The organism is Leptolyngbya sp. 7M (genome assembly GCF_018128485.1).
Map to the genome: position 1 here is coordinate 6,059,330 of NZ_CP070897.1, position 26,402 is coordinate 6,085,731.

Annotated in this window: 34 protein-coding genes and 4 pseudogenes; 16 read left to right on the forward strand and 22 right to left on the reverse strand. The window is 53.5% G+C overall.

Annotated features, from left to right (window positions below; genetic code table 11):
• Nucleotides 1–123: 123 nt before the first annotated feature.
• Nucleotides 124–720, reverse strand: coding sequence for a peroxidase family protein (locus JVX88_RS32180; RefSeq protein WP_211622481.1), 597 nt, complete (start codon nt 718–720; stop codon nt 124–126).
• Nucleotides 721–1,610: 890 nt separating this feature from the next.
• Here JVX88_RS32180 and JVX88_RS32185 point away from each other — a divergent pair.
• On the forward strand, nt 1,611–2,018 hold the full coding sequence (locus JVX88_RS32185) for a gamma-glutamylcyclotransferase (protein ID WP_211622489.1): 408 nt from the start codon (nt 1,611–1,613) through the stop codon (nt 2,016–2,018).
• A gap of 12 nt (nt 2,019–2,030) precedes the next feature.
• On the opposite strand, the gene JVX88_RS32190 is transcribed toward JVX88_RS32185, so the two are convergent.
• Entirely contained in the window at nt 2,031–2,573 is a 543-nt protein-coding gene (locus JVX88_RS32190; protein WP_263975344.1) for a GNAT family N-acetyltransferase, read from the reverse strand.
• On the opposite strand from JVX88_RS32190, the gene JVX88_RS32195 reads away from it, so the two are divergent.
• A complete protein-coding gene (locus JVX88_RS32195) occupies nt 2,572–2,847 on the forward strand; it encodes a CocE/NonD family hydrolase (RefSeq protein WP_317134522.1) in 276 nt (91 codons plus the stop codon). The two genes, JVX88_RS32190 and JVX88_RS32195, sit on opposite strands and share 2 nt — an antisense overlap.
• Here JVX88_RS32195 and JVX88_RS32200 read toward each other — a convergent pair.
• From JVX88_RS32200 to JVX88_RS41355, 3 genes and pseudogenes are all read right to left on the reverse strand, one after another.
• Nucleotides 2,775–4,079, reverse strand: a complete 1,305-nt coding sequence (locus JVX88_RS32200) for a hypothetical protein (RefSeq protein ID WP_211622491.1) — start codon at nt 4,077–4,079, stop codon at nt 2,775–2,777. The genes JVX88_RS32195 and JVX88_RS32200 overlap by 73 nt on opposite strands.
• 16 nt (nt 4,080–4,095) lie before the next feature.
• A complete protein-coding gene (locus JVX88_RS32205; protein ID WP_263975662.1) occupies nt 4,096–5,097 on the reverse strand; it encodes an MBL fold metallo-hydrolase in 1,002 nt (333 codons plus the stop codon).
• A gap of 51 nt (nt 5,098–5,148) precedes the next feature.
• Nucleotides 5,149–5,418, reverse strand: a pseudogene (locus JVX88_RS41355) (hypothetical protein); the annotation flags it as partial.
• A gap of 260 nt (nt 5,419–5,678) precedes the next feature.
• On the opposite strand from JVX88_RS41355, the gene JVX88_RS32210 reads away from it, so the two are divergent.
• On the forward strand, nt 5,679–6,140 hold the full coding sequence (locus JVX88_RS32210; RefSeq protein ID WP_211622496.1) for a hypothetical protein: 462 nt from the start codon (nt 5,679–5,681) through the stop codon (nt 6,138–6,140).
• A gap of 65 nt (nt 6,141–6,205) precedes the next feature.
• On the opposite strand, the gene JVX88_RS32215 is transcribed toward JVX88_RS32210, so the two are convergent.
• A complete protein-coding gene (locus tag JVX88_RS32215) occupies nt 6,206–6,766 on the reverse strand; it encodes a hypothetical protein (RefSeq protein ID WP_211629114.1) in 561 nt (186 codons plus the stop codon).
• On the opposite strand from JVX88_RS32215, the gene JVX88_RS32220 reads away from it, so the two are divergent.
• The gene (locus tag JVX88_RS32220; protein WP_263975345.1) at nt 6,753–7,556 is read left to right on the forward strand and encodes an AI-2E family transporter; all 804 of its coding nucleotides are present in this window, start codon (nt 6,753–6,755) and stop codon (nt 7,554–7,556) included. The two genes, JVX88_RS32215 and JVX88_RS32220, sit on opposite strands and share 14 nt — an antisense overlap.
• Nucleotides 7,557–7,568: 12 nt before the next feature.
• Here the strand turns inward: JVX88_RS32220 and JVX88_RS43485 are convergent, their stop codons facing one another.
• Complete coding sequence (locus JVX88_RS43485) at nt 7,569–8,003, reverse strand: AI-2E family transporter (protein ID WP_263975346.1); 435 nt, start codon at nt 8,001–8,003, stop codon at nt 7,569–7,571.
• Complete coding sequence (locus tag JVX88_RS43490; protein ID WP_263975347.1) at nt 7,903–8,475, reverse strand: DUF4394 domain-containing protein; 573 nt, start codon at nt 8,473–8,475, stop codon at nt 7,903–7,905. The genes JVX88_RS43485 and JVX88_RS43490 overlap by 101 nt, the downstream gene beginning before the upstream one ends.
• A gap of 237 nt (nt 8,476–8,712) precedes the next feature.
• On the opposite strand from JVX88_RS43490, the gene JVX88_RS32230 reads away from it, so the two are divergent.
• A complete protein-coding gene (locus JVX88_RS32230; protein ID WP_211622500.1) occupies nt 8,713–9,444 on the forward strand; it encodes a nitrilase-related carbon-nitrogen hydrolase in 732 nt (243 codons plus the stop codon).
• Nucleotides 9,445–9,672: 228 nt separating this feature from the next.
• Nucleotides 9,673–10,128, forward strand: coding sequence for a divergent PAP2 family protein (locus tag JVX88_RS32235; RefSeq protein WP_036006073.1), 456 nt, complete (start codon nt 9,673–9,675; stop codon nt 10,126–10,128).
• 41 nt (nt 10,129–10,169) lie between these two features.
• On the opposite strand, the gene JVX88_RS32240 is transcribed toward JVX88_RS32235, so the two are convergent.
• Nucleotides 10,170–10,658 carry a hypothetical protein gene (locus tag JVX88_RS32240; protein ID WP_211622502.1) on the reverse strand — a complete coding sequence of 163 codons (489 nt, stop codon included), beginning with the start codon at nt 10,656–10,658 and terminating at the stop codon, nt 10,170–10,172.
• Nucleotides 10,659–10,690: 32 nt separating this feature from the next.
• On the opposite strand from JVX88_RS32240, the gene JVX88_RS32245 reads away from it, so the two are divergent.
• Complete coding sequence (locus JVX88_RS32245; protein ID WP_225931797.1) at nt 10,691–12,052, forward strand: WD40 repeat domain-containing protein; 1,362 nt, start codon at nt 10,691–10,693, stop codon at nt 12,050–12,052.
• Entirely contained in the window at nt 12,049–12,582 is a 534-nt protein-coding gene (locus tag JVX88_RS32250) for a hypothetical protein (RefSeq protein ID WP_211622505.1), read from the forward strand. Before JVX88_RS32245 ends, JVX88_RS32250 begins: the two co-directional genes overlap by 4 nt.
• A 22-nt stretch (nt 12,583–12,604) precedes the next feature.
• On the opposite strand, the gene folE is transcribed toward JVX88_RS32250, so the two are convergent.
• The 6 genes from folE to JVX88_RS32280 form a co-directional block, all read right to left on the reverse strand.
• Entirely contained in the window at nt 12,605–13,210 is a 606-nt protein-coding gene (folE, locus tag JVX88_RS32255) for a GTP cyclohydrolase I FolE (RefSeq protein ID WP_211622507.1), read from the reverse strand.
• The gene (locus tag JVX88_RS39720) at nt 13,207–13,500 is read right to left on the reverse strand and encodes a hypothetical protein (protein ID WP_211622509.1); all 294 of its coding nucleotides are present in this window, start codon (nt 13,498–13,500) and stop codon (nt 13,207–13,209) included. Before JVX88_RS39720 ends, folE begins: the two co-directional genes overlap by 4 nt.
• Before the next feature lie 147 nt (nt 13,501–13,647).
• Complete coding sequence (locus tag JVX88_RS32265) at nt 13,648–14,079, reverse strand: DUF6918 family protein (protein ID WP_211622512.1); 432 nt, start codon at nt 14,077–14,079, stop codon at nt 13,648–13,650.
• Between the two features lie 529 nt (nt 14,080–14,608).
• Nucleotides 14,609–14,848, reverse strand: coding sequence for a hypothetical protein (locus JVX88_RS32270; RefSeq protein WP_211622514.1), 240 nt, complete (start codon nt 14,846–14,848; stop codon nt 14,609–14,611).
• A 136-nt stretch (nt 14,849–14,984) separates the two neighbouring features.
• Nucleotides 14,985–15,491, reverse strand: coding sequence for a DUF4168 domain-containing protein (locus tag JVX88_RS32275; protein WP_211622516.1), 507 nt, complete (start codon nt 15,489–15,491; stop codon nt 14,985–14,987).
• Nucleotides 15,492–15,610: 119 nt separating this feature from the next.
• The gene (locus tag JVX88_RS32280; protein ID WP_211622518.1) at nt 15,611–15,898 is read right to left on the reverse strand and encodes a hypothetical protein; all 288 of its coding nucleotides are present in this window, start codon (nt 15,896–15,898) and stop codon (nt 15,611–15,613) included.
• A 43-nt stretch (nt 15,899–15,941) separates the two neighbouring features.
• Between JVX88_RS32280 and JVX88_RS32285 the strand changes: the two are divergent.
• Nucleotides 15,942–16,292 (forward strand): annotated as a pseudogene (locus JVX88_RS32285) (ABC transporter permease); the annotation flags it as partial.
• Entirely contained in the window at nt 16,289–17,155 is an 867-nt protein-coding gene (locus JVX88_RS32290; protein ID WP_211622520.1) for an ABC transporter permease, read from the forward strand. The pseudogene JVX88_RS32285 and the gene JVX88_RS32290, both read left to right, overlap by 4 nt.
• A gap of 25 nt (nt 17,156–17,180) precedes the next feature.
• Here JVX88_RS32290 and JVX88_RS32295 read toward each other — a convergent pair whose 3' ends face one another.
• Complete coding sequence (locus JVX88_RS32295) at nt 17,181–17,786, reverse strand: M14 family zinc carboxypeptidase (protein WP_211622522.1); 606 nt, start codon at nt 17,784–17,786, stop codon at nt 17,181–17,183.
• A 107-nt stretch (nt 17,787–17,893) separates the two neighbouring features.
• Here JVX88_RS32295 and JVX88_RS44625 point away from each other — a divergent pair.
• Nucleotides 17,894–18,460: pseudogene (locus JVX88_RS44625) on the forward strand (OPT/YSL family transporter); the annotation flags it as partial.
• Nucleotides 18,461–18,559: 99 nt separating this feature from the next.
• On the opposite strand, the pseudogene groEL reads toward JVX88_RS44625, so the two are convergent.
• The 5 genes and pseudogenes from groEL to rpsM form a co-directional block, all read right to left on the reverse strand.
• Nucleotides 18,560–19,330: pseudogene (gene groEL / locus JVX88_RS32305) on the reverse strand (chaperonin GroEL); the annotation flags it as partial.
• 43 nt (nt 19,331–19,373) lie between these two features.
• The gene (locus JVX88_RS32310; protein ID WP_211622526.1) at nt 19,374–19,607 is read right to left on the reverse strand and encodes a hypothetical protein; all 234 of its coding nucleotides are present in this window, start codon (nt 19,605–19,607) and stop codon (nt 19,374–19,376) included.
• Nucleotides 19,608–19,646: 39 nt separating this feature from the next.
• Nucleotides 19,647–20,051 (reverse strand): co-chaperone GroES, encoded by a 405-nt coding sequence (locus tag JVX88_RS32315; RefSeq protein WP_211622528.1) that lies wholly within the window; start codon nt 20,049–20,051, stop codon nt 19,647–19,649.
• 152 nt (nt 20,052–20,203) lie between these two features.
• Nucleotides 20,204–20,581, reverse strand: coding sequence for a 30S ribosomal protein S11 (gene rpsK / locus JVX88_RS32320; protein WP_211622530.1), 378 nt, complete (start codon nt 20,579–20,581; stop codon nt 20,204–20,206).
• 129 nt (nt 20,582–20,710) lie between these two features.
• Nucleotides 20,711–21,091, reverse strand: coding sequence for a 30S ribosomal protein S13 (gene rpsM / locus JVX88_RS32325; RefSeq protein ID WP_211622533.1), 381 nt, complete (start codon nt 21,089–21,091; stop codon nt 20,711–20,713).
• 462 nt (nt 21,092–21,553) lie between these two features.
• Here rpsM and JVX88_RS32330 point away from each other — a divergent pair, with 462 nt between their 5' ends.
• Nucleotides 21,554–21,976, forward strand: coding sequence for a universal stress protein (locus tag JVX88_RS32330; protein ID WP_211622535.1), 423 nt, complete (start codon nt 21,554–21,556; stop codon nt 21,974–21,976).
• Between the two features lie 50 nt (nt 21,977–22,026).
• Complete coding sequence (locus JVX88_RS32335; protein WP_211622537.1) at nt 22,027–22,524, forward strand: hypothetical protein; 498 nt, start codon at nt 22,027–22,029, stop codon at nt 22,522–22,524.
• Here the strand turns inward: JVX88_RS32335 and JVX88_RS32340 are convergent.
• Nucleotides 22,419–23,267 (reverse strand): LysR family transcriptional regulator, encoded by an 849-nt coding sequence (locus JVX88_RS32340; RefSeq protein ID WP_211622539.1) that lies wholly within the window; start codon nt 23,265–23,267, stop codon nt 22,419–22,421. The genes JVX88_RS32335 and JVX88_RS32340 overlap by 106 nt on opposite strands.
• 62 nt (nt 23,268–23,329) lie before the next feature.
• On the opposite strand from JVX88_RS32340, the gene JVX88_RS32345 reads away from it, so the two are divergent.
• The 3 genes from JVX88_RS32345 to JVX88_RS32355 are packed head-to-tail and all read left to right on the forward strand — an operon-like array spanning nt 23,330 to nt 25,544.
• Entirely contained in the window at nt 23,330–23,806 is a 477-nt protein-coding gene (locus JVX88_RS32345) for an EamA family transporter (RefSeq protein ID WP_225931249.1), read from the forward strand.
• Nucleotides 23,787–24,152 carry a WD40 repeat domain-containing protein gene (locus tag JVX88_RS32350; protein WP_211622541.1) on the forward strand — a complete coding sequence of 122 codons (366 nt, stop codon included), beginning with the start codon at nt 23,787–23,789 and terminating at the stop codon, nt 24,150–24,152. Before JVX88_RS32345 ends, JVX88_RS32350 begins: the two co-directional genes overlap by 20 nt.
• Nucleotides 24,153–24,188: 36 nt before the next feature.
• The gene (locus tag JVX88_RS32355) at nt 24,189–25,544 is read left to right on the forward strand and encodes a carotenoid oxygenase family protein (RefSeq protein ID WP_211622549.1); all 1,356 of its coding nucleotides are present in this window, start codon (nt 24,189–24,191) and stop codon (nt 25,542–25,544) included.
• Nucleotides 25,545–26,402: the final 858 nt, after the last annotated feature.

Genomic DNA, 26,402 nt, shown 5'->3' on the forward strand with positions numbered 1-26,402 from the left:
GGTCAATCGAAGCAATCGGTTTTGAATCCGGCAGCTTTCAGAGTTGAAGCGGCCAATTTGCCCGTTGGTGGAAACTCAGCGGCGACCGCGACGGCAGATTTTAACCGCGATGGGATCCCCGATCTAGTGGTGGCGCTGGCTAGCCCTGGAGCGGCTGATGTAGGTGGGAGGAGCAGAGGTATCACCTGGCAAGCGGGTTTCATCTTCGGCGGTATGGGCCACCATCATCGGGCGATGTTCTTCAGGCCAGGGATCATCCTGTTCTAGGGGAATCTCGAATTTTTTGCTGGGATGGTTGTGATGGGCAAACCAGTCATGGTTTTGAAACTGAATCCAGGAGGCCGCTAAGAGATTGAGGCTCGTCGCCGGAATAAACTGATCGCGAGTCATCAGCGCTCGGCTGATCACCCGTGGGTTGGGCGTCATAATATTCTTGAGGTCAGGATAGGTATCTTTAAGGGGCACATTGCGGCCAAAACGGGTGCCCAGCATGCCCATTTCTGGATGCTCAAGGTCATTAAAGCTGCCGTCAAAGGTGCGAGTCGTCAGGTGCCGCCCTTCTGGGTCTGGCGTTGGATGGGGCAGTTTCTCTGCGTCTGGAATTTGTGAAGTATCGTGGAGATTTTTTTGTCGCAACGTTTCACGAAACCGGATCAGTTTTAGGAGCGCCAACGGAGTAGGTAGGCGATGCCAGGGTTTATTGGACGGTTTATTAGACATTTTGAATTATTTCCTCTGAGAAGGACAAAAATAAATTATTTTGCTCGCACAAGGAAACACCGAATAAAAAGCACTAGTAAGGGAACTTTAGCAATTCTTCTGTTAAACTACAGTACTCATCCGGGTACTACCGGAATCTTTACGAAGTTTATAAGATAGTGTCTACTACCAAAATCCAAGCTATATACTAAGCATAGTTTATGGCTTATTTATGTCCTAGTGTATTGACAGACAAACATATTGGGCAGATATATTGCGCAGACAGACATACTCAGTAGATCGCGGATCATGTTGAGATCCCCCTAGCCCCCCTTACAAAAGGAGGGAGCCGGAGGCGAAGCCTGTGCCTAGCACCTACCAACCGTGGTTTGAAGTCCCCCTTATATTGGCGAAGCCTGCCTTCGGGCATAGGGGGATTATAGCCCTGCGGGCATCTCAGAAAAGGGGGATCCAACCCACGTCTAGTGACCCAAACGAATTCATTTTCGATCTTTTTCGATCTACTGATTTCGATCTACTGATTTCGATCTACTGTACTGTGCAGACAAACCTCCTACCATTCAAGGTTGTGGTTTGCCCATTCTTCGCTGTCTACCTGTTGAGCAGATTGCTTCAGATCACGGCTACAGATCACGTTGGATCAACGCTTGGTGCATCGGCCTGTTGATATTTTGTTCGCAGTAATTGGTTCGCAGTAATTGGTTCACAGTAATTGGTTCACAGTAATTCGAGTACAGCAATCCTTGAATCTGAGTCACTTTACCCTTTCGTATTCCTCTGGGGGTGGCTGATTGTGGGAGTGGATTGCCCTGTGCTACTCTGTGCCGGTATGCTGCATACCGTTAATTCAATCCAGTTACTCAGCTCAATCCAGATACTTCGTGATGCTTATGACGCAAACCAGTGGAACCAGGCAGGGATTTATTTGTGGTTCAGCCCTGCGCGGCCAGCCGGATCACCAGAATTTGCAATCGGCCAAGTTCATTAAAGAAACCAAAACCCAACCCCTCTATCGGCTACATGCGGCTGAAAACGGTTGGCATCCGGCCATCTATCAGGTTGGAGAAGGCGGCATTTCCATTCCGGGAGAAATTTATGAAATGACGGTTGATCAGTTCGAGTATCTAGCCGCCAACGAACCTCCCCACATGTATCCCACCGAAGTTCTGCTCGAAGATGGCGACACCGCTACAGCTTTTTTCTATCCGCAGGAACTAATCGAAAAGTACAACTGGCCAGATATTTCCAGCTATGGCGGTTGGGCAGCCTACAAGCGGGCAACCGCAGCCGTCGGATAAGGGATCTAGAACTCAGGCAGGATTTTGCCATCCGGCAATGATCACGCCGCGTCTGATGCCGTCCAGTTCGGCGATGGCGGGTAGGTGTCCCATCGGTTTAAAGCCAAAGCGATGAAATAGTTTGCGGCTGGCCTCGTTGTGATCAAAGTAAATGGCCAGGAAGGTGGTCACGCCTAAGCGAGGAGCCGCGTCTAGCATTTGGCTCACCAATAGCGAACCGTACCCTTTGCCCTGGTGCTTTGGAGCAATGTAAATGCTAATCTCAGCGGTGGCATCGTAGGCAGGGCGCCCCCCATAGAACGAGGAGAGACCAATCCAGGCGACTATCTCTTCTGCAAGCGTCAGAACCCAGAGGGGACGGCGTTCTGGATTGTGGTTGAAAAACCAATCGCGGCGGCTTTCTACTGTGATCGGAAACAAATCGGCGGTGGAGTTGCGGCTGGGAATGGCGGCATTGTAAATCGTCACAATCGCGGGTAGGTCAGCTTCAACGGCATCACGAATCTGCATAGCGTCCTTTCTCGAATCTCCATCTTTATAGTTGTAAGCGCTCATGGTCTACCCGGTTGGTTCTAAACAAACGCTTTCGATGCTAACCCGCGACGGCATCAGGCTAGATGCAGATGTATATCGCCCTGACAGTGCAGAGAGCTTTCCTGTCCTGCTGATGCGCCAGCCCTATGGCCGAGCCATTGCTTCTACGGTGGTGTATGCCCACCCCAGTTGGTATGCGGCCCAGGGCTATATTGTGGTGATTCAGGACGTGAATTCGAGGCGTTGGCCAACAATCAGCCGCAGACCTTCTACTCTAGCCCGTCGTTCCCAGTAGCCATCCAATCCAACGCTAGCCGTATCTTCTCCTGGCTTCGGATCGCTGCCAGTCAATTCGGGCACGCCCGTGATCGGGTCACCAATTTTGGCCGTACTGCCCGCACCCGCATTTTCTTTTGAGGTGATGCCAATTGGTAACCCTTCTCGGCCCCAGGTAGGCTTAGGACCCCAACGGTTATCGGCTCGGAAGGTGTCGTCTACATAGGGCGTGCTGACCTCCTTAAGCGTGCGCAGCCGCCCCTGATCTTCTTTATTCAGATCCGTAGCCTTCCAGTTGGGATCATCGTCTAGAGCCACTGTGCGGGGATTACGCGGTACAGACAAGCCTTTGGTTTGAAGCGTGACCGGCTCCAAGGCAAAGTCAATTGGTCTGAAGCTACCTTCGGCCACCGAGTCGCTGTTGGGAGGCATGCCAACGGTTCGGTTTGGCTCCACATCAAACTTGGGAGCACCGCGAAACTCATTGTCCCGAATTGACCCAGCCAAGAACCGGCCTGTGAACTTGGGAGTGCCTTGAATCGGCTCATTCTCTTCGTTCTTCTTAACGGTAATCTCGGAAGCTTCCGGGCTGTTGATACAGGATTGGGGAGAGCTGACCAGGAAGCTGCGGAACAGATCGTTGGTCCCCACAATCAAACTTCCTTCAGTGTGCATCGCTCCATTCCAGTTGAAGCTAACACCGGGAAAAATCTCTAGATCATTGCGAAACCAAGCTGCCCACTTAAAGCCCTGATTCGCCTCTCGGTCCTGCTGAAACTCCAGCGTAGCAACCGTTCCACTGGGGTTATCAGGCACCACATAGGCCGTTACCTGAAAGTTTTTACGAATTTTGCTACTGCCGCCCGGATCAGGAAACCATCCTTCACCATTCACCGGATCAGGAGTCCCTCCTCCATTGGCACTAGCACGGGCACAGACCTGATTGGGGCTGGCATTGCTCAGCGGCGCATTCCGCACTTCTAAGTTCCTGGCTCGCTGCCGCCAAGCCTCTTGACGGGCATCGCGGAGGCTAACACCACCATCATTCGGCGTAGAAAACAGAATCGAGTAAACAGCCCAACCATCTCTACCGCCAGGAGAGTTGACGTTTCCATCGCCATCCAGATCGACTCGGTAACGCCAAGCATTATCAGTCTCACCATCTCCATTGATATCTACCCGCTCTTCGCCATCAAAGGTGTAGGGATCAACTGACAGAGCCACCACTTCCTTGCCATCGTTTCGCATCATGCTAAACAGGCGGTCCTCAGCCGGAAGGAGCCGTTTCGTTGTGGAATACCGGGGGGGATATCGAGTGGAATACCGGATGGGATATCGAGTGGGATACCGATTCGACTTTCTGCTGAGTTGAGGCAACCGATGATGTCGAGCGGTGTGGCAGTCCTCCAGCACGGGGGGAGTGGGGGGCTAACAGGATTTCGCGGCAGCCCAGCAACCGTTCGCTGTGAATTCCCTGCTGGCGACAATAGGCGATCAGGCGATCGGATTCCAGAATCGGGCGGGAGGTGGGGGTGTATTGAATCGAGGTGATATGGGTCAGCCAGGGTTCTTGCCCCATCGCATAGACATATACCTGCTGGGGGGAAAATTGCTGCACTAGCTGGATCGCCTTGTCCGCATCGGAGCCATCGAGCCGTCTGGATTGAGCCATCTGGCGCGGTACGGGTTGGCTGAGCAGGGCGCTGTAGGCCCAGGTATAGGGCGCACCTTCACATTCCATGCCGATAAACATGACATCAATATCGCCAAGACAGTTTCGCAGATGGGCATAAAGCTGAGGCTCGATGTTATTGGAATCGGCAGCGCATAAAATCGACTGTCCTTTTAGGTGAATTAGATAGGCGGTTTTGGCTCCAATGTTCAAATCTCCATGTTCGCCCAATACCGGCAGACTGGTGATTGTACCGTCTGGTAAATCAACTTGTTCCAGTTCATCGATTTCTCGGACATTGCTAAAGCCAATGGCCTGAAGAATTAACTTTAGAGATGGATCAATTAACGCACCTTTGTTGCTTTTGGGAACGATAATGGTTTTGATTTTATAGCGTAACTGTAATAGCGTTTCAAACATAATGTGATCCTGATGATTGTGCGTAATCAGCACATAGTCGATCACATTTGGTAAATCTGAATAGGTGTATCGCGCCATACCGCCTTGCTGCTGATAGCTAATCAACGGATCGCATAAAATGCTGATATCTTGAGTTTGAATCAGAACGCAAGCATGACCAAAATAGCGAATTCTCACATCCTCGCCGGTGTATTTGGAAGTTAAATATGGGGAATCTTCTGTGAATAAACGAGAGAATAGAGGCTGATCGGTGGCAGGAATTGCCAACCGCTGGCAAATTTCCCCATAGGAGCCAGGACGTTCGCGCATTTGAAACAGCTCATCCCAGCAGTGGTCGGCAAAGGGAATGGGCAGATGCAGAGAATTCTGATCCGGTAAGCGAGGAGTGCTCAAAACAAACGAACGACAATCTTCGTTGCCAAGGTAGAGAGCGATCGACTGGTTGGTGGGCTTGTAGTAAGGGCTGCGATACAGTAAGCCTTCCATAAACCGAATCGTGGCTCGGCGCCGCGTGGATCTTCCCGGGCGCGCAGGCTCGCCTGAGCGTCACCTACTCGTTTGAATACTCGAACTACGACTGGTCGGGCAACACGGGCTTTGTCGCCGGCCGACCCGATCCGTGGTCCGACATCTACCGCCACAGCGTCTCGGCGATCTGGTCGCAGCAGGTCGACGAGAAGTGGTCGTACTTCGTCGGCGGACTATTCGGCGCGGCGTACGAGGACGGCGCCAGCCCCGGCGACGCGCTCGAGTTCGGCGTGCTGCTGGGGTTCAGTTATGCGCTCAGCCCGGAGCTCTCCTTGGGTCTGGGCGTCGGCGTGCTCACGCAGATCGAGGACGACCCGCTCGTCATCCCGATCCCCACCGTGGATTGGAGGATCGACCAGCAGTTCAGGCTCACCAACAACAGCCGACCCGGCCTCTTTCTCATCTACACGCCCGCCGAGGCGTGGACGATCACGCTCGGCGCCGAGTACACCACGCGGGACTTCCGCCTCGACGAGAACGGTCCCGTGCCCGATGGCGTGGGCCGGGATCGTCGATTCCCCGTCCTGGTTGAGGTCGCGTACCGCCCCGAGCGTTGGCTCGAGATCGCCGCTCGCGCCGGCGTGGACCTGGGCGTTCGCTACTGGCTCTCCGACAGCGAGGGCAACGAGATCACCACTCGCCGTGCCGATCCGACGCCATTCTTCGGCCTGGGCGCGACGCTTCGGTTCTGATCGCCCCGCCCGCGGATCGGAACGAGCTCACCTGGAGGCGGGAAGGTCGCACAGGCGACGCCAGATCAATCCTCGGGAGCGCCGCGGTCGAGCTCGGTCCAGATCAGGTCGAGCTGCGATGACGTGGCCGGACTGCCCTTGGGCAGGATGCCCAGGACATTCTTCTGCGCATCGTCGAACCACGTGACGCTCAGCCCAGCGCGGAGCACGTTGGCCCCGTGGCGATGGTTCACCGCGTCGGCATTGCGAATCCCATCCACCGCCAGTGCCGACCCGGGCCTCATCGCGCTGAGGAACAGCGTCAGGGGCACGGTTGGCTGCGGCGCGGACCGACCACCAGCGTTGGCCATCATCGGCGCGGGCCGATCCAATCGCTCCGCGGGGGCTCGGCCGCGATACTGGAAGTTACCACGGATCTCGCCGGGCTTGCCGCCCCACTGGTCCTCATACGCCGCGTAGCGTGCCGCACCCTTGTGCGACGGGCAATAGAACAGCTTCGGCGCGGGCAGATACTCCGCTCCGTAAAGGATGCCCAGCCCATCCCACGCGGCCCCAGGCGGAGCCAGACGAAGCAGATCGGTCTCCCAGGGCGAGTCGATTTTTCTGCTGATCGTGCCACCTTTCATCGAGCAGTTTCAGGACCTGATCGCCCTGTTGCCGCTTGGGTTAGAACAAATTCAATTAGGCATTAATTGGTTAGAAGAACGCTTCGGTCCTAGATTGCCAGAAATTCCCGATGCCACCGGGTTGATTCGCCAAATTCAACCGTTGGGAGCCAATCTACTACAACGCATGCTTGATTTCTTTTCTACTTCAATTACATTCCTGGCCCAGTTGCTGTTGGTACTCGTATTGACGTTGATGTTGTTGGTTAATCCGCAGCCCTACCGACAGGTATTCATCCGGTTTTTTCCATCGTTTTACCGCCATCGTGTCGATGAGATTCTGACTCGTTGTGCTGATGGACTAGGCGCATGGACCACGGGTGCACTCATTGAAATGATTTTTATTGCGACCTTAAGTGGCTTAGGATTATGGCTGCTACGGGTGCCATTAGCCCTAGCCCATGCGGTTTTAGCAGGATTGCTGAATTTCATCCCCAATATTGGCCCCACATTGAGTGTAGTGCTGCCGATGACGATTGGATTTCTGGATGCCCCGTGGAAGGCCCTTGCCGTGCTAATTCTTTACATTGTGATTCAAAATATCGAGAGCTATTGGCTTACCCCGACTGTGATGGCTAATCAGGTATCTCTGTTGCCAGCTATTACATTAACGTCCCAACTCTTCTTTACTACTTTCTTCGGAGCACTGGGGCTGGTTATGGCTCTACCATTAGCGGTAGTTGCCAAAATTTGGATTGAAGAAGCCTTGTTCAAAGATATCCTCGACAAATGGCAGCAGGAGTCTGCTTAGGCTTATGTCTAGCTAGGTCTTGTCTTGACATGCGGACTCCTCTAATTCGGCTTCGCCCCGCATAGCATCAATATCAAACAGGCTAATCAATACGCCAGCGATAGGAATCGACAAAAACACGCCCACGAGTCCCGCGATCCTAGCACCCACTAAAAGGGCAAAAAACATCACAACCGGATTCATATTGATCGACCCCTGCATAATTCGGGGCATCAGTAGATTTTCTTCAACCTGCTGCAACAAAATACAACCCACTAGTACCTTCAAACTGAGCCAGATGCCTTGAGGTAAAATAATCAGACAGACCAAACTAATGCCTAGCGTTGCGCCAATTCCTGGAATCAGATCAAATACACCTACAATGGCAGCCATAACTACGGCATAGGGAATATTCAACAGTACAAATACTAGAAACGCCGAGATCCCAAAGAAGATCGACAGCAACAAGCGTCCCCAGAAAAAGCCGAGAAAGTTTTTTTGAATTGCCACAGTTACATGTATTGCTGATAATTCGCAGGCGATCGGCAGCCGGGTTGAAATCGACCCCGAATGCAGTCCCGCTTAACGCTACGGTAAGATTATTTACAAGGGTTGCGGCCGCGGTCGCAGTACTGAGCATATAGACGCCGCCCATGTTTCCTACTCCGTAAAGTTCGCCATCCTGTACACGATAATCGATACCGATTAACGCCGTATCGCCGACAAGCCCGGAAACGGTTCCAATATTGACGACCCTGCCTCTTAAATTCTCAGAAAAACACACAAGGCGTTGATCCGTTGTGAGGCCTACTATAAGAAGTTGGCCCTGATTAAAATTCCCGCTCCCACAGCGGTTTGCGCCCTGAGCGTTTGTATTGACGCTGCCGAGGGCAACGGTGAGTGTCACAGATGCGACTAATATAAAAAACTTTCTAAACATTTATCCTCCAGATACACAGCCGCCGTTAGCGGCGGGCCGGAAAAGCCGATGCAAAAAGAAACTCCGCCGATTCGAATGCTCATCGCTGTGCGGAACAATAACTTATACGCGACACCATTTTATTTCGCCGTATTCTTCCATACGGATTCAATTTTTTAATGACGTGCGCATCTTGACGCAGGTAATTGTTTGAACTAAGTTAAACTCAACCCGATACTTCCAAGCGAGCTTTTGCTTATGCCACATATAGTCAGATCCGGTCTAATTCAGGCACATAATGCGGCGCCTGTGGGTGCGTCGATTTTGGAGATCAAAAAAACTAACATCGACAATCAAATGACGCTTGTAGAACAAGCAGCCGAACAGGGCGTTCAGATTCTTTGCTTTCAGGAGATATTCACGACGCCGTATTTCTGTGCGGAACAGCAGACGCGTTGGTACGAGGCGGTTGAACGCGTCCCCGACGGACCGACCGTCAAACTGATGCAAGACGTCGCAAAGCAACATGGAATGGTGCTGATCGTTCCCGTTTACGAAGAAGAACAGACTGGCGTCTATTACAACACTGCAGCCGTTATCGATGCCGACGGCAAGTATCTCGGCAAGTACCGCAAGACGCATATACCGCACGTCGCTCCCGGCTTTTGGGAGAAATTCTATTTCCGCCCGGGCAATCTCGGTTATCCGGTCTTTGAAACTGCTGTCGGCAAGATCGGCGTTTACATTTGCTACGACCGCCATTTTCCCGAGGGTGCGCGGTGTCTGGGCCTGAACGGTGCCGAGATCGTCTTCAATCCTTCGGCCACGGTCGCCGGGCTGAGCGAATATCTATGGAAACTTGAACAGCCCGCGCATGCTGTCGCGAACGGCTATTTTGTCGGCGCAATAAACCGGATCTGCAAGCACAAAAAGTTACCTATCCGAGCCTTTGGGGGATTGAAGAATCCCGCCGACAGGCGGCTCAGCTGATTGCCGAAGCCAAGGCTGAACTGGCCTCCTTTGGAGAGCTAGCCTATCCGTTGATGGCGCTGGCCGACTACATCACAGCGCGTAAGCACTAACCCAAGCTGCCCTTGTAGGTTGCGGCGATCTGCAATTTGATTACCGGATTATCGAGCCAAGAGTCGAGTGAACAGTTCGTCGAACCACCATCCGTTTGCCATCCACAACAGCCCGCAGTCTATCTAACCCTAAACTATGCAGGACATAAGCACCATTTTTGATAACCACATTTTGACGATTGCTCTGATTGCTTGTTTGCTTGCCCAAGTCCTGAAACTCTTGATTGAACTCGTGCGGCATGGCAAGGTCACCTTTCGGACGCTGGTAGAAACGGGCGGCATGCCAAGCGCTCATTCAGCCTTGGTTACAGCGTTGGCAACCGGAGTTGGACAAACAATGGGATGGGCCAGCGCGGAGTTTGCCATTGCCTTTGTGTTTGCGATTATTGTCATGTACGATGCGGCTGGCGTGCGGCAGGCAGCCGGTAAGCAAGCTCGAATTCTGAATCAAATTGTCGATGAATTTTTCCGCGAAAACTCGACCTTTAATGAAGATCGCTTGAAAGAGCTACTAGGCCATACTCCAGTTCAGGTATTCGCCGGCTCGGCCCTGGGAGTCTTAGTTTCCTGGATCGCCGCTCCCGCCTACTGATAAACTCCTGCCCCCTGCCTAACTTCTGGATCCAATGGAACCTACTTCACCGCTGGTGTTAACAAAACAGCCCGCCGGCTATCGACAATTGCCGCCGTTAAACCGCGTTCACTCAGAGTACGCAACAGAGTAGAAGCGGCGGCGGCATCAGTTGTGTGGCTAGCTAGCAGATAGGGTTGCTGCTCAAAGGCGACCAAGCCGACGTCACGTGCCGTTACCTGCCGGACCGTAGCGGCAATTTCCGGCTTGTTGAAGTAGTTGACCACAACAGCAAAACCAGTTCCCAACGGCTGTGGATTGTATGCAGGGACTGCTGGAGCAGCAGCGGCAGGAGAAACGGGGGAGCTGGTGCCGCCGGCATTAGGCGTGGGGGGAGTGGCCGCCATGGAGCCAGCAGCAGGACGAGCGACATAAGCTTGTAGCTGTGCCATATCAGCCAAGTATTGTGCCCAAGCCGTAGCGATGTCAGCACTGGCAAACCCTTCCACCCGCACCACCGGACTGTTGAAATAGTTACAGGGAGTCAACACCGCGTTGGCGGGCAGTAGATTTCATTGATCAAATTCGTGAGCATAATCGCCTTGAAGGACAACAAGATGTTGTTCGGGCAGTAGAGTTTAGTCCCGATGGTGGAACTTTAGCACTGGCTAGTGATGACGGAACTGTAAAATTGTGGGGACGGGATGGTAAACCGATTACTACGCTTCAGGCTCATCAGGACATCATTACAGCAGTTCAGTTTAGTCCGGATGGGCAAACGCTTGCTTCCGCCAGCTCTGATCAAACCGTGAAGCTATGGAAACGTAACGGTGGACCGATTGCGACCCTCCAGGGCCATCAAGGGAAAGTTTGGGCCGTCCAGTTCAGCCCCGATGGGCAACGCTTAGCCTCTGCCAGCGATGATCAGACGGTGAAACTCTGGACAGGTGATGGCAAACTGATTAAAACACTGGCAGGCCATCAGGGAAGTGTTAGAGCTGTGCAGTTTAGCCCCGATGGCCAGATGCTCGCTTCGGCTGGTGATGACAAAACCGTGAGGTTATGGACCCGCAGTGGAGAACCAATTGCTACACTTCTAGGGCATCAAGATGCAGTGCGAGCCGTGCAGTTCAGTCCGGATGGAGAAATCCTGGCGTCAGCTAGCAACGATAAAACAGTGAAGTTATGGAACCGAAATGGCGAACTGACTGCTACGCTTTCAGGCCATCAAGAGGGAGTCTCGGCAGTCCTATTCAGCCCGGATGGACAAACCCTGGCTTCAGCCAGCCTCGATAACACCATAAAGTTGTGGAGCCGCAGGGGTGAACTGATTGCTACGCTTTCAGGCCATCAAGAGAGAGTCTCGGCACTCCAATTCAGCCCCGATGGGCAGATGCTGGCTTCAGCGAGCTTCGATAAAACCGTGAAGTTGTGGAACCGTACGGGTGAATTAGTGGCCACGTTCCAGGGCCATCAAGAGCCAGTCCTGGACGTGCAGTATAGCCCGGATGGACAAACCCTGGCTTCAGTTGGCCTTGATAGAACAGTGAAACTGTGGGGGGTACACAACAATACTCAGAAGATAGTAGTGCTTCAGGGTAATCAAAGCGAAGTTCAAGGACAGCAAGAAGAAGTTTCAAAAATGCAGTTCAGCCCCGATGGCCAGACTCTAGCTTCAGTGAGCAATGGGAAAACCATTAAGCTGTGGACCCGCGATGGCAAATTGATTGCTACGCCTCAGCATGAGGGACAGGTTCGAACCATTCAGTTCAGCCCCGATAGCCAAATTTTGGCCACAGCTGGCTTTGATGGAATCACGAAGTTGTGGACTCGGGATGGTCAACCGATTGCTACGCTTCCAGGACATAAAACTCTGATTTGGACTGTACGCCGCAAGGGCTGCGCAGCGGGTCCGGTGTCTATGAGGTCCGGGCCAGCAACATGACCTCCTTTCTTCCCGAGGCGGCGAAGCGCACCTGGGGCGTGCGGGGCGAGGCCGTGGCGGTGGACCTGCCCAATGGCCGCACCCTGTTCGCTCTGCTCAAGACGAACGCCATCCACGGGGACATGGTCGGCCTGTCGATGACCACGCTCGACCCCTCCTTCCGCAACGATATCGTCGAGAGCGCGGAGCGGATCGCATCGGGCACGGGGGTGAGGCAGCAGGCCGAGGTTGCACCTGAGGACTACCCGATGCTGGTCACATTTAGCGACCTGGCCGATCCCGCTTCGGTCCAGTCCGTGGATCCGGCCGCGCTCCGCACAACATTTGGTCAGGGCTACACACTGCGCCGCATCACCGTCCGGATCACGGATGATGAGGTGACAACGGGAGTGGAGCGGCGCTTGCCGTGGTGGTCGAATTACTTGGGGCGACATCTGGACGGCACGTCCACCACCGTCGAAGATATGACCGATGAAAACTTAGCCGCCCATCTATCTGTGGGAAGTTTTAGTACGGAGTATACGAGATGAACCGTGATCGGCCTGGACCCACCTAATACCCCATCAAGCTGAGCACTTCCTTACGGCTGCGCTGGTCTTCAAGGAAGCAGCCCAGCAGGCGGCTTGTCACCATGCCCACGCCGGGCGTCCTTACCCCCCTGCCGGTCATGCAGCCGTGTTCCGCCTCAATCACCACCGCCACGCCGTGCGGTTCGAGGTGGTCCCAGATGCACTGCGCGACCTGCGCCGTCAGCCGTTCCTGGATCTGCAAGCGCCGCGCGAAGCCGTGGAGCACGCGGGCGAGCTTCGAGATGCCCACCACCCGGTTGCGCGGCAGGTAGGCGATCGCCGCCTTGCCGGTGATCGGGGCCATGTGGTGTTCGCAGTGGCTCTGGAACGGGATGTCCCTGAGCAGCACGACCTCATCGTAGCCGCCGACTTCCTCGAACACGCGGCTGAGGTGGATCGCCGGGTCTTCCAGATACCCCGTGCAATATTCCTTCCACGCCCGCGCCACTCGCTTGGGCGTGTCGAGCAGCCCTTCGCGCGCAGGATCGTCGCCCGCCCACTCGATCAGCGTGCGGATCGCCTCCTGCACATGGTCGGGCACCGCCGGTTTGCCGCCCTGTCGATCGTCATCCGCCCCTGTGCTGCTCATCGATTACGGTTCCTGATCCTGTTCCTGACGCGACCCAGCACCGAGCCCCTACGAAACAATCCGCCTTTGGCAAAGGGCTCGAGCATTTCATCGGGCCGGCGAGCGGCGGCGGCGGTCATCCGGCGATCCGGTGGACTGCCAACATGATAGCTAGACGTACCGGCAGAATCACAGATGATTTGCCCCTCCAAGCCCCGCTGCCGGATCAAATGATTCATGATCCCTTCAGCCGAAGGCGAACGGCAGATATTGCCTAAACAGACAAACAGCAGCTTGTAAGGTAATGCCATAGGGACTTGAAGTAGCTAGCTTTAAGAAACTTAAACCCCCTTCAGTGTAGCGCTTTGGCTAACCACCTCGGTGGCTTGGCCGATAAAATTAGGCCATAAATTAGGCCAAGATCAGCCTACACAAGAGCAGACTACATACGATTCAGCCTACACATGGGCACCCAGAATTTGAGCCAAACCTGGAACCGCTTCTTCAACATCACTTCTGACTGACTTGCGGAGCTTATTATAGGAGGCCCGCACGACTCCATTCTTGGATTTCTCAATCTTGGCATCAGTAATACTGAGCAGGGCATCCGCTGTTTGGGCACGGTTTTGGGTTAAATAGGTCACTGGATCGCCCGACTGTTCGCCTTCTTCCCACATCGGATCTAGCACCGCAACCACTTCTGGCAACAGTCGTTGAATTGCGGCTGGGACATAGCCCGGTTCAATGCCTTTGACTACACCGTAAGCTGCTTTGAGAGCCAGTCCAGAAATGCCGCTTTTCGCAGCAACCTGCTCGTCAATCAGTTTGGCACAGTCTGCCACTAAACTCTCTTGGGTTGCTTGATCGCTAATTTTATCGCTCAGGCTCATAGGATGCTTCTCAAGATAATGGTCAATTCAGTAATGGTCAATCAAGGTGTGCCAGTCTTCGATTATTAATAAGTATCGGCAGAATGTCATATTTTAGCTCTATGTTTTGCCGTTATTTAACAAAGACATGAATTTCTCTTTACGGTTTGCAGTGCTCATACTTTGGTGCTGAGGCTCTAGCTAGGCCACAGTTCGTGACAATGTGATGAATCAGGGGTAATCCTGAACGTATCATTCCTGTTTTGCACCCGACGGTGCCAATGCCAGAGCTTTCATTCTTCCAGGTTGTGAAAGTAAAGACAACCAAGGAAGGTGCGATGATTGTCGGTGTGTGGTGTTTAGACGGAAAGGCAAACCTATCAATGGCTTTACCGATTGGAAGAATTGACAGAACATAATACAACTTGGTGGCAGGAATTGCAGCTTCGCAGTTTCGATCGCAGACAAAATCGTTAACGATTAATTGACTCAGAAAGTGAAAGACTAACGACAATATTCGTCCATCTCCAACTACACAGCCGCATCGTGATCAGGTAAGCGAGGGATCAACGGGTTGACCGTCGCGTCGCTGGAGGCCAATCTCCACTACCATCACCTGACCGGAGCCAGGAGGAGCTGGCTTTTGCACAAAGCTAATGTCGTAGGCATTGGGGTCTTGATTATGCTCGCGGAGCCAGTCCTGAACGCGGGTGGTAGCAAAAAAGGATTGGCCTTGGTCAAACATGCGGGTAATTTGCATTTGCAGCGAGAACGGATTCAGTCTCGGCATAAAATTTGCCTCAAATACAGTGCTGTCCCTATCCTACTTAAGATCAACTGTCCGGCAACCAAAGCTGAACTGCTTGGCCTGAATCACCTAAGCTGAATCGGCTCATCATCGGCTCATCCCAACCGCCAAGCTAGCCCTACTGACCATTGCTCTGCAACTGATTAATCACCTGCTGGATCCGATTCGACAGGTCAGGATTAGCCTGGTGGGCAACCGTGATTTGATTAAAGCGAGTGATGGTGAGATTGTTGCGCTCTACAATGGCAATCGCCTGATTGCAGTAATCGACCGCAATGTCGCGGATAGTGTCGGGTAGCTCGCTCAAGCTACTAGGCCGATGGCAAGCCACCACGGGAACATCGCTAGAACCAGACATCTGCTTGATTTTGTTGTAGGCCGCCTGCCGGATTGGCTCAATTGCCAACACAGATCGGGCGTAGCTTTGCACCTCCTGATCGGACACCGCTTGGGCAAGAGCCACTTTGCCCACCGTAAAACTGAACAAGGTGAGGCTAGACGAAGTTGGGGATAAACTTGGGGTAACTTCTAGTAAAACACCAACAGAGGAAAGAATACCCACCACCAAAACTTGCAGCAATAGTCGAATGCTGCACCGAGGCAGCGGACGAAGCACAGTAATCATAACCGTTTATATCGTCGCCTGAAATATTTACATATCTAACTCTTTTGAATTATTTTAGTGATTTAAAGTTCCTGCACAAGTAGAAAAAAGCACTGGGTGAACCAGTGCCCTTGAATTGCCTAAAAGATCGCTTTCAATTTGCGGTAAAGCATGGTTAGCGCGCGCCTTACCGTTCGCATGAGTCGCTGATTCCCTTTGCCCGGTTCAAAGTGCTTCATTTCTTGAGCGCCGGTCTTCTCATCTCTGACCAGTTGCTCTGATCCGTTGTAGTAGTAATCTCTCAGCGCTGCTAATTCCGCTGAGCTTACTCGCTGCTGAGGGATTGTGCTGAATGCCCAAAGCCAAAGCGCTTTTCTGCATTCCACATCACCCCCAGGTGCCCAACCTTCATAGTCACCGGATTTCACCCAAACTTGTGCAACGCCGCAAGATAGCTTAAATGTCCATACTCGGCAAAAGCTGATCGAAGTCCTGAACAGTGACTATGTGCTGTTTGCTCGTGCTCAGGGAGAAACGCTGTGGGGCATCATTCGGCATCATGGATTGCGCAATATTCTGCTACCGGCAATCACGCTGCAGTTTGCGTCCCTCAGCGAACTGTTTGGCGGTGCCGTGCTGGCAGAACAGGTATTTGCCTATCCGGGCTTGGGCGAAGCAACGGTGCAGGCAGCGCTGCGTAGCGATGTGCCCCTGCTGGTTGGGATTGTGTTTTTTAGCGCCCTATTCGTCTATATTGGCAACACAATTGCTGACCTGACCTACCAAATTATTGATCCACGCATTCGGATTGGTGGCCTATGACTGTTCGAGCTGTAACTCCAACTGCTGTATCCAAACGAGCGCGCCTGTGGAATCGGCGACAGCGTACCTTAGCTGCTATTGGGGCGTGCGCCCTGTTGCTGATCACCCTAATTTTTAGCAGCTGGCTAATCGGTGACGCGGGCCTAAACCCAGTTTTGACGCAGCGCAACCAACCGCCCTCCTTGGCCCATCCCTTTGGCACCGACTGGCTGGGGCGGGATATGCTGTCGCGGTCACTACATGGTATGTCGCTAAGTATTCAGGTAGGATTATTGGCTGCTAGCTTTAGTGCGGTGATTGGCACTAGCTTGGGCATGATCGCCGGTGGCTTTGGCGGCAAAATTGATGCGGTGATCACCTGGATTGTGGATGTGTTTTTCAGTTTGCCCCATCTAGTACTGCTGATCATGATTGCCTTTGCCCTTGGAGGCGGCACTAGGGGCGTGATTGTGGCCGTGGCCCTCACTCACTGGACGAATCTCGCTCGGATCGTGCGAGCCGAGGTGCTGCAAATCAACAGTTCCAACTATGTGCAGCTTTCCCATCGCTTGGGGCACTCCCCCTTCTGGATTGCCTGTCACCACATGCTGCCCCATGTGCTCCCACAGGTGCTCGTCGGCTTAATTTTGCTGTTTCCCCACGCAATCCTGCACGAGGCGGCATTATCGTTTATTGGGATTGGCCTCTCTCCTCACACACCCGCAATTGGTATCATTCTGGCTGAAGCAATGCGCCATCTTTCTACGGGTTACTGGTGGCTGGGAGTACTGCCCGGTTTGCTGCTGCTGTTGGCGGTGAAAGCGTTTGATAGCTTAGGTGAGAATTTACGGGTGTTAATTGATCCCAAGACGAGTCAGTTGTGAGAATGTAGACTCTGTCACTTAAAGTTCAAAACTCAGAATTGTCAATGCTATCAGTTGAGAATTTTAGCGTCACTTTTACTATGTATGACCGTAATGACGGAACAAGCAAAATGATCGTTTCGTCGAGGATCTTCTTTATCCGCGGCGCATTGCTGCTCGCAAGCTCGTGTGCGACAAGCATAGACGATAGATAGCTGCCGACCTCGGTCGAGTGTATGCCGAAGGTGATGAGAACGATCGTTTTCCCGTCTTTGATAAGCCGCTGCACAGCGGCCGCGCTCACTTCAGGGGCAGGCTGCATGTCCCGTGATCTCAGCTTTCGCGGGTCGGCGAGCTTTTTGTTGATCTCGCTGTATTTCGCCAGGTTCTTCAGATTCTCCGGCGAACTGATCGTCGCGAAAACGAACGGTGCGCCCATGGTGCTCTTGCCGATCTCTTCGAATCTGATCCGGTCGCTCGCGGCATCGAGCTTTTTGAAATAATCGACAACCTGTGCCCAACTGGCGAGTTTTCGGTCGTCACCGGGCATGAAGCCTAAAACATCTTTTGGGGAAGGAATCTGAGCAGCGGCACAAAAGACGTAAACCAGAATCAAAAAGCAGGCACGCAAAGGCGCAACGAGAACTTTCATTTGGGATATTACTCCTGGATAGGTTTTCAGCAATCTTAGCTGATTTTGAGTTATTTGCGAATCGGGCGTATATTTGCGAGGACAAAGGGATCAGAGCCTAGATCTATATGGACAACCCATTTCTTAAAAAATTTCGGCCGTATATCTCCGATTCGGTCACCACTCTCCGTGAATTGACACCCGTGCCACTGATCGTAGGGGCATTGCTCGGTATCATCTTTGGGGCTTCATCGCTTTATCTTGTTCTGAAGGTAGGGCTTACCGTGTCGGCCTCGATACCGGTAGCCGTCATTTCGATCACGCTGTTCCGGCTCCTATCAAAGATGGGAGCACGCGACGCGACCATACTAGAACACAACATTGTCCAAACCACCGGCTCCGCCGGAGAATCTATCGCTTTCGGCGTTGGTGTAACGATGCCCGCGATACTGATCCTCGGGTTCGAGCTTGAGGTATGGCGTGTAACGATGGTTGCCGTGCTGGGCGGATTGCTTGGGATTCTGATGATGATACCCCTACGGCGAGCAATGATACGCGACCAGCATGGATTCCTAAAGTATCCGGAGGGCACGGCGTGTGCCCAAGTATTGATCGCGGCGGCCAGCGAAGAATCAAAACAGCACTCGGAGATCGCCCAGAAAGGCGAAGCGTCCGCAGCAAAAGGTGGGATCATCATTGCAGCAGGATTTGCCATCGGGTTTCTTTACAAGGCGATAATGAACGTATTTAGCGGCTGGAAAGAGTATCCGGAAAAGATATTCAACGAGCCGTTCCTCGTTCTCGACCTCCTCGGCGATGATGAGCAGGGGCTTGCCGGTCATGACGACCTTGTTGAGCAGGGGGAGCAGGTCGGGAAGATTGGAGATCTTCTTCTCGTAGATGAGGATGTAGCAGTCCTCGAGGACGCACTCGCCGGTCTTGGGGTCGGTCATGAAGTAGGGGCTGAGGTAGCCCTTGTCGAACTGCATGCCCTCGACGAGCTCGATCTCGGTGACGAGGCTCTTGCCCTCCTCGACGGTGATCACGCCGTCCTTCCCGACCTTGTCCATAGCCTTGGCGATCTGCTCGCCGATCTCGGCGTCCTGGTTGGCGGAGCAGGTGCCGACCTGGGCGATCTCCTTGGAGGAGTCGACCTTCTTGGACATGCGCTTGAGCTCTTCGACGAGGGCGTTGACGGCCTTGTCGATGCCGCGCTTAACCTCGTTGGGGTTGGCGCCGGCGGTGATGTTCTTCAGGCCCTCGGCGTAGATGGCCTCGGCGTAGATGGTGGCGGTGGTGGTGCCGTCGCCCGCGTCCTTGGAGGCCTTTGAGGCGACCTCCTTGACCATCTGTGCGCCCATGTTCTCGTAGGGATCGTCGAGCTCGATCTCCTTGGCGACGGTGACGCCGTCCTTGGTGACGGTGGGGGTGCCGAAGGATTTTTCAAGGACGACGACGCGTCCCGATGGGCCGAGGGTGACCTTGACGGCGTGGGCGAGCTTCTGGACGCCCTTGAGGATGCGCTCCCTGGCGTCAACGTTGAAGGCGATGGACTTTGCGGGCATGGCTTGGGGTTCCTATGGGTGAATACCAGTGTGTGCTGGGTGCTTACTTGAGTCCGATCCTGATCCATGCGACGCGGTCGGCGTCGATGATGAACACGCTCTTGCCGTCGGTGACCTTGACGAGGTGGTCCGCCTCATCGGGGATGAGCATGGCGTGCCTGACCTCGAGGTGGGCCGCGCCGCCGATGGCCGGGGAGGTGACACCGGCGAAGGCGATGATGAGGTCGCGTTCGCCGTTGAGCTCGTGCAGGGCCTGGCGGAGCTGGTCTGGGGTCATGTGGTGTGGGCCGCGGTGTCGAGGTGTTCGGGCTGTTGCTCAGTCGATGACGGCGAGGATGTCGTCCTCGGACATGATGAGCAGCTCGGTGCCCTCGAGCTTGACCTCGGTGCCGGCGTAGGAGGAGAAGATGACGCGGTCGCCCTTCTTGACGGTGAGGGGGATGCGCTCGCCGGTCTCGGTGTTGAGGGCGCCGTCGCCGACGGCCTCGATGATGCCGGTCTTGGGCTTGTCCTTGCTGGTCTCGGGGAGGAAGATGCCCTGCGGCGCGCCGGTGATCTTGACCGCGGTGACCGCGGCGCCCTCGAGGGAGGAGAGCAGGACACGGCGCAGCCCGTTGCCGATCGTCGTGCCGAACCCGCGCTCGAAGGGCTCGACCGAGAACCGACCGTACACGTCCGAGGCGAACTTGGGGTCCTTGACGACCTTGGACGGCAGCTCCATTCCACGCCAGCGAACTCGCATGCGCACCCTTCCGGATTCAGCAGTTCAGGTTCCATCCACCCCGCGCGGGTATCGGGCAGCCCGGTGAGCCCTGCTGATCGGCTCGGAGGGGCCCTGCTGTCCGCCGGGGACTCATCTCGATTCGTGCCCGTTCAGACGCGGCGGCGCTTGGCGGGGCGGCAGCCGTTGTGCGGAACGGGCGTGTGGTCCTCGATCGCCGTGACCCGAAGCCCGGTGGACACCACGCCGTTGACCGCCGACTCGCGGCCCGAGCCGGCGCCCTTGATGCGGACCTCGCACTCGGTCATCCCGAGCTTGCGGGCCTTCTGGGCCGCGCTCTCGCCCGCGCGGGTCGCGGCGAAGGGCGTGCTCTTGCGCGCGCCCTTGAACCCGATCGTGCCCGCCGAGTCCCAGCAGAGCGTCTCCCCGTTCATGTCGGTGATGGTCACCAGCGTGTTGTTGCTGGTGGCCTTAACGTGGACGATGCCACGCACGACGTTCTTGCGGACCTTCTTGACCTTCTTCGCCATCGCTCCACCTTGCGGATCGTCTGACCCTACGGGTCATCCCCGCGGGGCGCCGGGCGGATCACGCCCCAGCGCCCATGAGTGCCTTGGGCGACCCGCGGCGACATGCCGCCTCGGGCCGCGATGAACCGATCACTTCGCCTTGACGCCCTTCTTGCCGGCGACCGTCTTCTTCTTGCCTTTGCGTGTGCGCGCATTGGACCGGGTACGCTGCCCCCGGACGGGAAGACCCTTGCGGTGACGCTCGCCGCGGTAGGACCGGATGTCCTTCAGCCGCTGGATGTTCTGGCCCACCTGGCGACGCAGCGCGCCCTCGACGATGTAGTTGGCGTCGATGATCGCGTTGATCGCCGCCAGCGCGTTCTCGTCCACCTGGTTGGCCCGCAGATCCGGGTTCACCTTCGCCTCGGCGAGGATCTCGGCCGCGAACTTGGGCCCGATCCCGTGGATGTACTGCAGCGCAAACAGGATCTTCTTCTTATCGGGGATGTCGATACCGGCGACGCGAGGCATGTTCCAGAACTCTCCAGACCCGGGACGATCGCCCGGCCAAGCCGCCCGGTTCAGCACGCCCGGGCAGCGAACACCATTAGCCCTGCACCGGAAGACGTGTCATAGTAACCTCGTAAGGGTGGGATAATTGATGGCCTGCTACTTTCCAATCTAAGAAGTTTCCCAGGGGTGATCAAAGCATGGTGTTCATAGAATGTATGAGCAAAATTGCTAGGAGCATCCCTTGGGTCATACCGCTTGGAAGCATGGCAGTTTCGAATGGTTTCGCTTGGCTCTACTTCTATCGTGCGCTGAGACAGCGAATTCGAGTAGATGCAGTTGGCCATAATTTGATTCAGTACAGATTGGTTCAGTGTACAGATTGGTTCAGTTAGCTTGGTTCAGTTAGCTTGGTTCAGTCAGATTCCCTTGTAACCTCCGTTCCTTTGCGATACCAAATACGTTTTATTCTGGAGGCAAGCAATGAGCTGGTTAAAAAAAAATAAAGTAATGGTCCCGATTGATTTCTCAGAGCAATCGTTTGCGGCGTTGGCTGTGGCGCGTGAGATGGTTGAGGCGGCCAACCAATTACATGTTTTCCATGTTTTGCCGATGCTGCATCCTACTGATCCAGCCGTGATTTGGAATACAGTAACAGACGAAAGCCGGGAACAAAAGGTAGAAACAGTCCTACAAGAGAAATTGGCCAAGGCAGGATACAGCGGTGCCCAAATCAATGTTGTGATTGGCAGTCCAGATCATGAAATTATCAACTATGCTAAAGCAAACGATGTCGATTTGATTGTGATGCCAGCCCACGAGGAGCGGGGATTGAGCTTTCTGTTTGGCTCCATCACCGAATATATCGTGCGTCATGCACCTTGCTCTGTGCTGGTCGTGCGTTAGTCTTGACCAATAGGCAATCCTTATCAAAACTCGTGCGGGATACGCTGAAGATGCATCAATTTGATCCCGACTGGTGTTTGCCGAACCTGGTCGATCGTAATCCCCTGGTTTGGATGCTGTCGGTAAATGGACTGCTGATGGACATCCGTCAGGCTCCTTTCGGCGCACAGGTAGAAGCCTTTCGTCAAGGGCTGATTCCCTATATTCCAGGACATCAGGAGGACAGTGAGGCAATTCTAACCCTGATGGAAGCAGCATCAGCTCAACCATCAGCCCAGAATCTTCCTGCCCGCAAAACCACCAAAACCGCTAAAACCACCAAAACCAAGACGGCAAAGGATAAAGCAGCAAAGAGTAAAGCACTAAAACAGCCATCTTCAGCAGCACTTCAGGCTCTGTATGTTTTAGATGGAAGGGGGCCAAACGATCCGAATGCCGATCGCTATGGATTAGCAATCGCTTTGCAAAATGATTTTGATAGCCCAGTTGATGGGGATGTGGTTGAGACTTTAATGGCTCCCAGTCCCTGCTGGACCATTGCTACCTGAATCGAATCTTCGTTGATTTCGTAACCGATGTGGAGAAAGGGCGCATGGGTTTGCAGGTGCTGCTGGAGCGCGATTGATCCCTCGTAGTTGGGCGCAGGCATGATCAGCGGATAGGAGCTGAGTTGCTGCCAAGTCAGCAGCGGCTGTTTAGGTAGTCTGCTAGATGGCTTGCCAGATGGCATCTGGGGCAGCTCAGCAGGCGGTAACAGCACCACATATTCATCGGCTACCAGGTCATAGGTGGCAAATTCTTCCGACACTGGTAGTTCCATAAACCCGATATCAGCACTACCCTGACGCAGCGCAGCCTGAATTTCTGCGTTGTAGAAATATTGGGTCAAGGTCACCTTGATCTCAGGAAACTGCTGCCGAAAACTGGCGATCACGTGGGGCAGTAAATAGGTAGCAATACTGCGCAACGAGGCAAGTCGCACCTGTCCGGTGGATAAGCCTCGCGCTAGTTGAGCCTTGTGCAGCAGGGTGTCTAAAAGTTGCAAAATCTGGCGAGCCTCTGGCAGCAATTGTTCGCCGGTTGGGGTCAGCATGGCACCCCGTCGCCCGCGATGGAGTAACTGCACGCCTAATTCCGCTTCTAGTGAAGCAATCGCATGGCTCACCGAGGATTGGGTCAACCCCAGATGCAGGGCGGCTTCGCCAAACTGTTTGCAGTCTGCTACCGCCACAAATGCCCGCAGCTGAAATAGCTTGACTTTTGAGCTATCGCTGTCATGTATCGTTGCCATAAATTGAAACCATTCATCCCATGATTTGATCCGATCACTTGCTTCATGTAGGGTGTGATGTTATGTCGTTCGCACTGGGTCTAAAGAAGGCCACCATGACAAAAGTGATCAAAGATATTTCTGCTCCCAAATTATCTCCCAATGTTCTAGTGCTGCTGTCGATTGTTTCCACCCAGTTTGGGTCGGCCATCGCCAAAAGCTTATTCGAGCAGCTTAATCCCTTTGCCGTGGTGTTTCTGCGGGTCGGGTTTGCGGCCTTGGTGCTGTTAATCCTCTGGCGACCCAACTGGCGCGCCGTACATCGGTCAGCTTATCCGGTGCTGCTGCTGTTTGGGCTGGCTTTGGCGCTGATGAATCTCTCTTTCTATCTGGCAATTGAGCGGGTACCGATTGGGATTGCCGTGGCGCTGGAATTTATTGGTCCGTTGGGTGTAGCCGTCTGCAACTCGCGGCGCTGGATGGATGCGCTCTGGGTCGGTTTAGCTGCGCTTGGGATTATTTTGCTGGCCCCCATCACCAGTGACCTCTCTCTCTGCTAGCTGTGACCATACGGTGAAGATTTGGGATGTGCAGCGCGGGGAATATGTCAGAACCCTGAAGGGCCATAGCAATTGGGTCTGGTCGGTTGCCTTTAGCCCCGATGGCAGTCTCTTAGCCAGTGCAGGCGAGGACAGCACAATTCACCTCTGGGATTGGCAACTGGACCATTGCCTCACCAGCCTGCGGTCGAAGCAGCTCTATGAAGGCATGAACCTGACCGGAGCCACCGGCCTCACGCTAGCTCAGCAGGTGGCGCTAAAAATTTTGGGTGCAGTAGATCTACCCGGCCAACACCCGCTGCCAGCCCACCCAATCGAACAGCCATTAGCGCCTAGTCGCTCTTAACTTCTACCCTATTCACCTGTGTAAGGACGATTCACTATGAAAGCATTTGTTCCCTCATCGGTCAGCAAGGCATCCCGAACAGAAGGAACCTGGACATTAGTGCCCCAAGCGAACCAAACCCTACCGGCAGGACTGGATGGCCATGGGTTGATTGTTGCTCCCTTGCCTCCGCCAGAGGACCAGCCCCAACGCGGAGAACGCGCTTTTCCCAACGGGGATGGCATGATCTACCGCCTCAGCTTTGAGAACGAAACCGCTAAACTCACTACCGCGATTGCCAAAACGCCTTGCTACTATGCCGATCTGGCAGCGCAGTATGACAAGCGCTACAAATCTCTAGCCTTTCGGGATGGCGGCGTGGTGCGGATGAGTCTGGCCCTGGGTTCGCGCAATCAGCTCAATACGGCCTTTCTAAAAACAAACCGACGGCTGCTGATCACCTACGATGCTGGTCGTCCCTATACGCTTGATCCCCAAACCCTAGAGGTTGTAGAACCAATCGGAGCCACCAAAGACTGGATCATAATTCTTGGCGGACTGTTGCCCATTTCCAATATCTTTCAGCCCTATTCCGGATCGGCTCACCCGGTTTGCGTGCCGCCAAAGCAGCCCAACAGCAAACAAGAACCTGATGAAGGTTTTATTGTTAATTACTCATCCGGCTACAACGGTAAATTCAAAGTTCCGGTCAACAGATTCTTAAACCGATTCTTCAAATGCATCAATCAAATCAAGCTGGGACCCAAACGCCTGTTTACAAAAGACGAAAAAATAAACAGTAACGAATATTGGGGCAGGTTCACCGATTTAATTCGTTATAAATCTGGTGCAAACCCAGACCAATCAAAGCTGGAATTCAAAGTTGAACGCTGGCGCTTGCAGTTGCCGGATGGTCAGCCGGTGGTGATCAAGCAGTCAGTGCATCAGATGGGGATTACCGAGAAGTTTATAATTCTGGTTAGTGCTGTGCAATTTAGTCAGGATGGTCAGACCTTAGCCTCAACCAGCCTCGACCGGACGGTGAAGTTGTGGACCCGCAATAGTGAGTTAATTACCACTCTCCAAGGCCATCAAGGGTCGGTACTGGATGTGCAGTTCAGCCCAGACGGACAGTTCTTGGTTTCAAATAGTAAGGACGGGACCGTCAAGTTGTGGAGACGCGACGGGGAGCTGATTGGTACTCTCCAGGGCCACGAGGGACCCGTTTGGTCTGTGAAATATCTCAGCCCAGAAACCTTAATCTCAGCAAGCGCTGACAATACAATCAGGCTATGGGAATTCAATCCAGATGCTCTCAAGAAAAAGAGTTGCGATTGGCTGAACAGTTATTTTGCCATCAATCCCGATGCTAACCATCGTGTTCACGACCAAGCTGCAAAACTTTGCCTGTGAGATGTGCTGATCTGAAATGATCTAAAAATTGCTATCCAAAAGCCAAAGACAAAAAAGTAAAAACACTATTGGTAGGGAAGCCATTCCCCATTTATACAGATATAGTCACCAACTCGGCTGCCGTGAGGATAGGATTCGCCATTGAGGTAACACGGACTGCCATTGCCAGATGCATAAACTACTGAAGTATTTGTAGTAAGGGTCAATAGTAAAAGGAAGATGAGTCGAAGATTTAAAAATTTTGTCATTGCTCCAGCCTCAATCATAATTTGAATAATTTGCACTTTGATTGTCTACCTGTATCCTATCGAGTCATTATCAAGCCATTATCAAGGTGGAACTGGGATCCACTCACCATTGCTACAGAGTTGATCACCCAGCCTTGTATTATGCGGATGCGATTTCCCATCCTTGTAACAAGGTCGTTCACGATTTTGAGGGGGCCTTCCAGAATCTTGAGATCTCCTAGGATTTTGAGGGTTTCTCTGACCTACAGGATTTTGCCCCTGCTTACTGCCTACTACTAGTTCTTGAGAATATAGAGGCGAAACACTCTCAAGAAATAAGAGGAGTATCACGAAGGTGAGTATTTTCATAGATCAACATAGAACAAAAGTACTTAAATAATATGCAAGTGATTTTATGAAACATCGAAAAACCGTTGAGGCTACACTTTTTGTAGTGGATTATTAGGTGTGGCAATCTATGAACCGAAAGTCGTATCTGCAATGTTTAGTAAAGTATTACAGGGAATTCAATAAGAAATATTTCAGTTTAGGCTTTCTCTATTCAAATAATACAGCCCGACAATACTACTTTACAAGATTGCCAAGCCGCTGAGTAGTACCCGCGTGAGGG